The organism is Spongiactinospora gelatinilytica (assembly GCF_003236385.1).
Taxonomy (GTDB): domain Bacteria; phylum Actinomycetota; class Actinomycetes; order Streptosporangiales; family Streptosporangiaceae; genus Spongiactinospora; species Spongiactinospora gelatinilytica.
The window spans coordinates 1-7,994 of the sequence record NZ_POUA01000352.1 but is presented as its reverse complement, the minus strand read 5'-3'; the positions used below and the strand labels follow the sequence as shown (position 1 = coordinate 7,994).

General features: G+C 70.3%; 9 protein-coding genes and 2 pseudogenes. 8 read left to right on the top strand and 3 right to left on the bottom strand.

Annotated features, from left to right (window positions below; genetic code table 11):
- The 4 genes from C1I98_RS41950 to C1I98_RS31240 all read left to right on the top strand — a co-directional run.
- Nucleotides 1–445 (top strand): metallopeptidase TldD-related protein (locus C1I98_RS41950; protein WP_233508342.1); only part of this gene is annotated, 445 nt, incomplete at its 5' end.
- The gene (locus tag C1I98_RS31250; RefSeq protein WP_199537346.1) at nt 442–1,302 is read left to right on the top strand and encodes a DUF4438 family protein; all 861 of its coding nucleotides are present in this window, start codon (nt 442–444) and stop codon (nt 1,300–1,302) included. The genes C1I98_RS41950 and C1I98_RS31250, both read left to right, overlap by 4 nt.
- Nucleotides 1,299–2,156, top strand: coding sequence for a DUF4438 family protein (locus tag C1I98_RS31245; protein ID WP_111170964.1), 858 nt, complete (start codon nt 1,299–1,301; stop codon nt 2,154–2,156). The genes C1I98_RS31250 and C1I98_RS31245 overlap by 4 nt, the downstream gene beginning before the upstream one ends.
- Nucleotides 2,153–2,791, top strand: a complete 639-nt coding sequence (locus C1I98_RS31240; protein ID WP_111170963.1) for a GntR family transcriptional regulator — start codon at nt 2,153–2,155, stop codon at nt 2,789–2,791. Before C1I98_RS31245 ends, C1I98_RS31240 begins: the two co-directional genes overlap by 4 nt.
- A 43-nt stretch (nt 2,792–2,834) precedes the next feature.
- Here the strand turns inward: C1I98_RS31240 and C1I98_RS45875 are convergent.
- Nucleotides 2,835–2,963: pseudogene (locus C1I98_RS45875) on the bottom strand (NPP1 family protein); the annotation flags it as partial.
- Nucleotides 2,964–3,194: 231 nt separating this feature from the next.
- Between C1I98_RS45875 and C1I98_RS44540 the strand changes: the two are divergent.
- Nucleotides 3,195–4,040: a MarR family transcriptional regulator gene (locus tag C1I98_RS44540; RefSeq protein WP_233508341.1), complete on the top strand. Its 846-nt coding sequence runs from the start codon at nt 3,195–3,197 to the stop codon at nt 4,038–4,040.
- A 36-nt stretch (nt 4,041–4,076) separates the two neighbouring features.
- Complete coding sequence (locus C1I98_RS31225; protein ID WP_111170962.1) at nt 4,077–4,871, top strand: methyltransferase domain-containing protein; 795 nt, start codon at nt 4,077–4,079, stop codon at nt 4,869–4,871.
- Here C1I98_RS31225 and C1I98_RS31220 read toward each other — a convergent pair.
- Nucleotides 4,856–5,866: a hypothetical protein gene (locus C1I98_RS31220; protein ID WP_233508340.1), complete on the bottom strand. Its 1,011-nt coding sequence runs from the start codon at nt 5,864–5,866 to the stop codon at nt 4,856–4,858. The two genes, C1I98_RS31225 and C1I98_RS31220, sit on opposite strands and share 16 nt — an antisense overlap.
- Before the next feature lie 84 nt (nt 5,867–5,950).
- Nucleotides 5,951–6,148 (bottom strand): annotated as a pseudogene (locus C1I98_RS45870) (helix-turn-helix domain-containing protein); the annotation flags it as partial.
- Between the two features lie 316 nt (nt 6,149–6,464).
- Between C1I98_RS45870 and C1I98_RS31215 the strand changes: the two are divergent.
- Both C1I98_RS31215 and C1I98_RS31210 read left to right on the top strand, forming a co-directional pair.
- Nucleotides 6,465–6,809, top strand: coding sequence for a hypothetical protein (locus C1I98_RS31215; RefSeq protein ID WP_158558253.1), 345 nt, complete (start codon nt 6,465–6,467; stop codon nt 6,807–6,809).
- Nucleotides 6,790–7,071 carry a hypothetical protein gene (locus tag C1I98_RS31210; RefSeq protein ID WP_146607748.1) on the top strand — a complete coding sequence of 94 codons (282 nt, stop codon included), beginning with the start codon at nt 6,790–6,792 and terminating at the stop codon, nt 7,069–7,071. The genes C1I98_RS31215 and C1I98_RS31210 overlap by 20 nt, the downstream gene beginning before the upstream one ends.
- The last annotated feature ends 923 nt before the right edge of the window (nt 7,072–7,994 follow it).

Here is a 7,994-nt window from a genome sequence, read left to right as displayed (position 1 = left end):
GGTCGTGGGGGATCTCGCGACGGCGGCGCGGCTGGGCGTCCCGTCCACCGGGCACGCGCACATCGCGCGGGAGGAGTCGCCGCGGGCGGTACCGGCCAACCTGCGGCTGGAGCCGGGCGGGACCTCTGTGGAGGAACTGATCGCGGGGGTCGAGGACGGCGTTTACGTGCAGCGGTTCTGGTACACCAGGGTCGTCGATCCGGCCGCCACCACGATCACCGGCGTCAGCAGGGACGGCTGCTTCCGGATCAGGAACGGGCGGCTGGCCGGGCCGGTGGCCGGCAAGCGGTTCACCGAGAGCGTGCTCGGCGTGCTGTCCCGGGTGGACGCGGTCGGCGACACGCCGGCCACCCAGCCGCTGATGAACGTTTGGAACGGCTGCGCCACCGCTCCCGCGCTGCGCGTGCGCGGCTTCCGCTTCGGCCCGGCGGGAGGTGCGCGGTGAAGGTCGGGAACAACGCGGATCGGCTGGTCACCCAGGTCCTCGCGGGCGAGGTGTGGCCGCCGCTGGCCGACCGGAACGGCTACCGGGTGGACGCGGACGGCCGGCCGTTCCTGCTGCCCGGCATGGGCGGCGTCACGCTGGGCGCGCACCCCGGCGACCCGGCCACCGGCTACGCCGCCGACCACCTGGAGCCCGGCCTGTCGATCCGGCACCGCGACCCCGACGCCAACATGGCACTCCAGTTCCTGTCCTGCGTCGGCAACGTGGTACGGCTCGCCGACGGGACCGAGGGCGTGGTGATCGGCCAGCACGCGTACGTGCTCGCCGACTTCCCCGAGCCGGTGCCGGCCGGGGTGACGGTCGGCGACCAGGTGACCGTGCTGGCCCGCGGCCAGGGCCTTCGGCTGGCCGACCACCCCCTTCTGACGGTCAAGAACTGCTCGCCGGACCTGCTCGCCCGGATGCCCGGCGGCACCCGCGCCGACGGCCGCCTTGAGGTCCATGTGGCGGCCCGGGTGCCGGCCGAGGCGATGGGCGCGGGCGTCGGCATGCCCTCGGAGTTCGCCAACACCGACCTGATGGGCGCCTACGCCGGGCTGTCCGCCGACCTGTCGCTCGGGCTGGAAGGGCTGCGGGTGGGCGACTTCGTCGCCCTCGAAGACGCCGACCACTCCTACGGGCGGGGCCACCGGGCCGGTCACGTCACCATCGGCGTGATCTCGACCGGGCACTGCCTGCTGTTCGGGCACGGGCCCGGACCCTCCACGCTGATCAGCGGCCCGGCCGCGGCCTTCCACCTGGTGGACGACCCGGACGCCAACCTGGCCGCGCTCTACCCCGAAGGGGCCGCCATATGACGAGCGTCGCCATGAACCTGCTCGGCGTGGTCGAGCATCCGGGGATCTCGGGGGGCTCGCCGTACCGGGTGGACGCGGCCGGCCGGCCGTACGTGCCGGTGGGGGACGGCGGGATCGTGCTCGGCGTACGTCTGGGCGACTCGGCGTACGGCTTCGAGGCCGACCACGCCGCGCCCGGCGCGTGCCTGGTCCACCCCGACCCGGCCGCCCGGCACGCGCTGACCGCGTACGCCTGCGTGGGCAACGAGGTGATCGTGCGCACCGGGGCGGCGGCCGGGGCGCGCGGCTGGGTGACCGGCAAGCGCGGCGAGGCCGGGCGGGTGATCGTGCTGCTCGGCCAGGACGACCTGGCCCGGCTGCGGCCCGGCGACCAGGTGAGCGTGCGGGCCTCCGGCCAGGGGGCACGGCTGCCGGGTGCGGGCGTGGAGCTGCTGAACCTGGACCCGGAGCTGCTGCCGTACCTGCCGGTGACCGTGGACGCGGACGGGGTGGAGGTCACCGTGCGCGGCGTCATCCCGAGCCGGCTGGCCGGCAACGGCCTCGGCCGCCCCGCGCACATGTGGGACCTCGACGTCCAGACCGGCCCGGACACCCCCGGCCTGGCGGGCCTGCGGCTCGGTGATCTCGTTTCGCTTGACGATGTCGATGTGCGGTACAACATGGGCTATCGGAGAGGCCGGCGCACCGTCGGCCTCGTGGTCCACGGCGACAGCCCGCAGCCTGGCCACGGCCCCGGCGTGATGCCGTTCATCACCGGCCCGGCGGGGCGCGTGCGGGTCACGGCGAGCCCGCGGGACGGCCTGGGCCTGACCGAGGGCGCGCTGCGCCGGATGAGAGGAGCAAGGCCCCGGTGATCGAGCACCTGTCCCTCCCCGACACGGTACGGCTCGCGCTGCGCCGGAAGATCCTCAACAACGAGCTGCCGGCCGGCACCCGCCTGGTCGAGGCGGGCATCGCCGACGACTACGGCGTCAGCCGCGCCACCGTCCGCCAGGCCCTGCGCGACCTTCAGATCGAGGGACTGGTGGACATCAGCCCGCGCCGCTACACGATGGTGACCCGGATGTCACCTGAGGACATACACGACATCTGCTACGCCCGCTGCGTCCTCGAAACCGCGGCGGCCCGCGACGCCCTGGCCCGCCTGCCGGACGGCTTCTTCGCCGGCCTCGAACGCATCATCGAGGAGATGGCCGCCGCCGCCGAGGCCGGCGACATGCACGAACTCGTCGACATCGACACCCGCTTCCACCACGAGATCGTCCGCGCCTCCGGCCGCCGCCGCCTCGCCGAACTGTGGGGCACCATGAACGGCCACATGTACGCCCTGATGCGCTCCTCCCTGGACCGCCAGCACCTCGCCATGCCCGAAGCCGTCGCCCGCCACCGCCACGTCATCGACGCCCTGGCCAGCGGCGACCTCAAACTCATCGAATCAGTCATCCACGACCACTACCTGCACCCGGCCCTCCCGGAAGATGACCTCTGACCTGCTTCAATGGCGAGATGATGTTGCACTTGCCGGTGGTGACCTACACGGGGACGGCGGAGGACGCCCTGCCGTTCGTGCCGCGTCGGCCACGCGGTGGGCCCTTGGTCCAGACGATGATGTGCTCCCAGTCGTGCGTGTGCCCGCAGACGTCGCAGCCGGGTTGTGTGGTCTGGTCCTTGACGCCGTCGGTCGTCGGTTTCGCCGGTACTGGCCCACCCTCGGTCCCGGGCCGGGTTCAACGGCGGGGTGCCCGCGCGCAGGTCCGGCGACGCCGAAGGATCAGGGGCCAGCGTCGCGTCGCGCCACTGACCAATCGAGTCCGTTTCACTGCTCACTTCCTGACCGTTCGCCAGGTGGGGTCCATGTCGAGATGCATGTGATTCGCATATATGCTTATCGCATGGACGTGACGGAACGTACAGAAGCGGCGATCGGGCGGTGGCACGAGGTCGTGAACGCGGGCGATCTGGCGGCGGCGCGAGGGGTCGTGGCCGATCAGGTCGTGGTCAACGGGCCGAAGGGGGCGGGGGTGATCACGGCGGAGGGGTTCGCCGAGTGGGTCGCGCGATCGGGGATCCGGCTGCGGCCTCGGGCGTGGCATCCGGTCGGTGATCAGGTGATGGTCGTCGAGCAGGACGCGCGCTGGCCGGGCGACGAGGCGTGGAGTCAGGTCGCCACGGTCTTCCGCGTCACCGGCGACCGGGTCTCCGCCGCGCTCCGGTTTTCTGATCTTCGAGCCGCGCTGGACTTCGCCTCCATTCACCCTGGACTCGCCGCGACCGAGGGCGGCCCTGAGGCGGAGGGCGCGGGGCAGGCGTTGTTCCGGTTCGTCCGGCACTGGTCACGGCGGCGGCATGGGCCGGACGACGGCGAGCGGGGCCGTGAGGTGCTGGTGACCGAGGCCGTCTGCGCCCTTCAGGAGCGCGGCGAGGTGACCGTCAACGACGTGGCCGCCGAACTCGGCATCGACCAGTCCGGCGCGTCCCGCATGCTCGCCCACGCCGCCGGGCGCGGCCTGCTCGCGATGACCCCGTCCGAGGCCGACGCGCGCCGACGTACCGTCACCCTGACCGTCGCGGGCCACGACTTCCTGGCCGCGGCCCACCGGTGGCAGGACGAGACCTTCGCCACCCTCACCGCCGGTTGGACCCCCGCCGAGCGCACCGGCTTTCAGCAGGCCATGACCCGTCTCATCACCGCTTCCGCCGCCCTCACCCACGGCTCGCCCGGGACAGGACCGCGGTAGCGATCCCGCCCAGCATCGCGCGCCGCCGGCGACCGGGTGCTGGAGATCGGCACGGGCACCGGGTGGACCGCCGCCCTGCTGTCCCACCTCGCCGGCGAGCAGAACGTCACCTCGATCGAGGTCGATGCGGCGGTGGGCGAGCGGGCCGCGAAGAATCTCAGCGAGGCCGGAGTACACCCGCACCTGATCGTCGGCGACGGCGCGGACGGCGCGCCGGCCCACGCGCCCTACGCCCGGGTACACGTCACCTGCGGCATTCGCACCGTGCCGTACGCCTGGGTCGAGCAGACCCGCCCCGGCGGCGTCATCGTCGCGCCCTGGTGCCCGAACTTCGGCGACGACCACGCGCTGCGCCTGATCGTCACTCCGGACGGCATCGCGCACGGACGGTTCCCCGGCTACTCCTCCTACATGATGATGCGCTCCCAGCGTGATCCGCGAGGCCGGCCGACACCTGCTGCCGACCGGATCCATTGCGCCACGACCCGCATCGACCCCAGGACCGTGGCGTCCGCGCCGCCCGGGGCGGGCCTGGCGATGGCCTCGCTCACCGGCCTCAGTTCCTACGGATTCCAGACCGGCGACGGTGGCTACGTGTTCGCCATCATCGACCCGGCCGACCACGACCAATGGTGCACGGTCACCTGGCGGCCGGACATCGACGACTACCAGGTCTACCAGGTCGGCGATCGGCCATTGTGGGAGGAGGTGACCGACGCCTACTTCCGGTGGGTGGCATGGGGCGAGCCGGGCCGGGACCGCTTCGGGATGACGGTCACCCCGGACGGGCAGCAGGTGTGGCTGGATACCCCCGATCACACGATCGGTTGATGATCAAGGGGTAGCAGGGCACGGAACTCGCGTACCGCTCCCTGGTCCTTTCGGTCGATCGGCACGGCCCGCAGCACCCGGCGGCCGGTCTCCGTGACCATCACGTTCCGGTACGAGGGCGGCAAGGAAGCGAACGCCTCCGATGCCTCCCTTACACCTTCGTCCACCCCGCCATTCACCACCGTGCACAATGCGCTATGAAGACGAGCGTTGACCCGCACGTGATACCCGCGAGGGTTGCCCGACAGAACATGGTTTTGCATCGCAACCGCGTTGTCGCGATCACCGATGCCCGCGTACACCTGACTCAGGGTGAACGGCAGACGGTAATCCAGCGACGGCTCCCAAAAACCTTGCACAGGGGCGAAGTTGCTGTCGGCGATGTCCTGGAGCCGCTGCGCTGCGGCCAGAGCCCGTTCTCTTTGCCCGAGGAGGGCGAACGTCTTCGCCTGTGCGCCTACCAACAGCGCCAAGCCGGCCGACGGCGCTGCATCGTCACCCACGCGCTTCAGAGCATTGCCGATCACACGCAGGTTCGTCGCCAGGTCACGCAGACCGTAGAGACTGTGACCGGCCTCATGACCGACGATCCGTAGCCACAGCGCCATGTCGCCGCTCGCTTCGGCCGCTCCACGAGCCGTCCGGTACCAGCGCAACGCCGGCCCGACCTCACCGAGCCGGGTGAGCACGCTGGCATGGTAGGCCGACAACGTGGCCGTCACACGCTGGAGTTCCATGACCCTAGCAGCGGGGGCGGTCGTCATCTGCTGTTGGAGGGCCACAAGGTCTGTGAGCAGATCATCGTGTACCTGGGCGGCTGGACGGGTGCTGACGGCGTGCAGATGATCCGCGCAGGCGATGTGCCAGTCCTCCAGAGCGCGCGGGGGCTGGAGAGTCATGTCGAGTAGTTCACGGGTGGCTTCGGCACGCCCACCAGGTGCGGCGGCGAGGCCGAGCCCGGTAGCGGCCAAGAGCAGCAGGCGGCGGCGCTCCATTTCCTCTTCCTCACTGAGGGGGTATCGTCCCAGACTACGCAACCGGTCTCCTTCGGCGATAGTGGCATACAATTCCACAAGTTGGCCATCCGCGCCGAACTTCCGGTCGAGAGCGGCAACGGATTCGAGGGGTGGTATATGTACCCCTCGCTCCCATTTGCCCAGCCCTGAAAACTCTGTAACTCCTTGAGCCGCTTCTCGTAACGTCAGTTTCGCCGCGTCACGGTATGCGCGCAACGTAGCGCCGAAGTGCTCCCACTCTGGTCCTGGAGCTTTTGTCATGGTCGTCCCCTGCTCATGGCCTGGCGATCCTGTGGAGTTGTGGAGACTCCAGCTCTCCACAAGAAAGGGCTGGTTCGCGTCCATCGCCACAGCCAATATTGCACTGTCCGATCCAATCGGGCCATGAAATGCGGGAACCCGCCGAGCGGCTGGGCAGTAACTCGGCGGGCCCCTGGCCGCAAAGGAGGTGCGACTTAGTGCATAAGAATAGGGCGCTGGCGAAGATCGTGAGCGGATTCGCCGGATTCGACGTGAAAGTACCTGATAGTGCGCGGCATCGCGGACCTGAACATCAACGGCACTGGGAGCGTGTCTGATGGACCCGTTCATGCCTCCCTACCAGGTAGTACGCACACGACCCGAGACCACCGCGACCGCCAAGCAGCTCGTCGTGGCACTCATCGGCTTGGGGTTGCGCGGCATCACCCTCATCGAAGACCGCGACAAAGTACTGGTGTCGGTGTGCCACGGCCTGGTCGCGGCCGTCAAGGACGACGGGATCTGGTGGCACAGCCCGCGCGAGCTCCGGCCGGGCGTCCCGCTGTACGTTCACCGCGGCACGGTGGCCGGCGCAGCCGAGGCGCTGGCGGGCGACCACGCGCTGCTGAACCCCGGCCCGCAGCCTCCTGCAGAGGTGCGGCATGTCGCAGCTCCTCTTTGACCCTCCTGTCCTCCGCCGCTCTGCCGGGCCTCCCCTGCTCGCGGTCTGGGAAGTCCAGTCCGGCGCGAGCGGCGTGACCGACAGCGTGGCCGCCGCCGAGAAGGCCATGCTGGATGCCCTCGAAGCCCTCGATGACGGCTGGGGGCGGGTACGGCTGGCGCATCTGCGGGTCGTCGGCATCGGCTACCACTACGGCGAGACGCTGGTCACCGCACATCGTAAAAGCGGCACGACCACGATCGTGCCTGGGACGCGTGAGTGATCACACCATGAGCAGGCGCGGCAGCACGGCGCGGTCGCTGCCGCGCCGTACGACGGGGATTGCAGGACCCCGAGCGGGCGGGCCGGAACCGGTAGTGCCGACCCGCCCGCACCCCCCACGCGCGCGGCGGCCGGAAGAGTGACCTTGTCTTCCCTCCGGCATTCAACGCCGCGTCGTGCATCGGGCCGCATCCGGGCGGCCGGTGTACACCCCGGGCGGGCCCGGGAAACCCCCAGGCCCGCCCGGCTCTCCAACATTTCTCATAAGGCGCGGCGAACCCCACCACCCCGCCGCGCGGGCACGGGGAACGCGGAGCCCCCTGCCCCCAGGGTGTGGGCGGGCCGGCCACAGCTCCCCGGCCCGCCCACACCCACCATTCCCTACGGAGCAACCGAGTGTCCTGCCGGCGAGACCCGCCCCGAAGGCTTCCTGACGACGTGCAAAAGCATCGCCATGGCAGGCGGGGGCGTTGAGGGTGTCATCGGGGCCTCCACGGCAACATCATCAAAGGGAGGAGGTCCCCTTCAACCGGGACCTCCCCAGAGTGGATCAACGCGGCGCGCAGTGCCTTACACGGCCTATCCGCTCCGCGTCGAAGGTCTCCAGGCGCCAGGACCCCTGTGAACGTGACCTCGCCTGCCGCCGCCCACTCCGAAAGTGGACGTACCCCGCCGCCACCGGCTGGGGTGGGTCCAATGTTTGGCATTGGCGCTAGTTGTCGGGCTGGGTGGGGAGTGGCGACTTCTTTGGTCGGTGTGATTTAAGGGCGGGGCTCTTGGGGAGTGGGAAATGCCCCCGTGGGGTTACATGGGGGAAGTGTGTTCGGTGGCGTTGGCGGTCGAGCGGAGCCCGACATGAAAGGGAACTGTCCGAGCGTCAGCGAGGGCCGTTTTGCTCGTTGGAGGTGGGGCCGGTATTGGTGG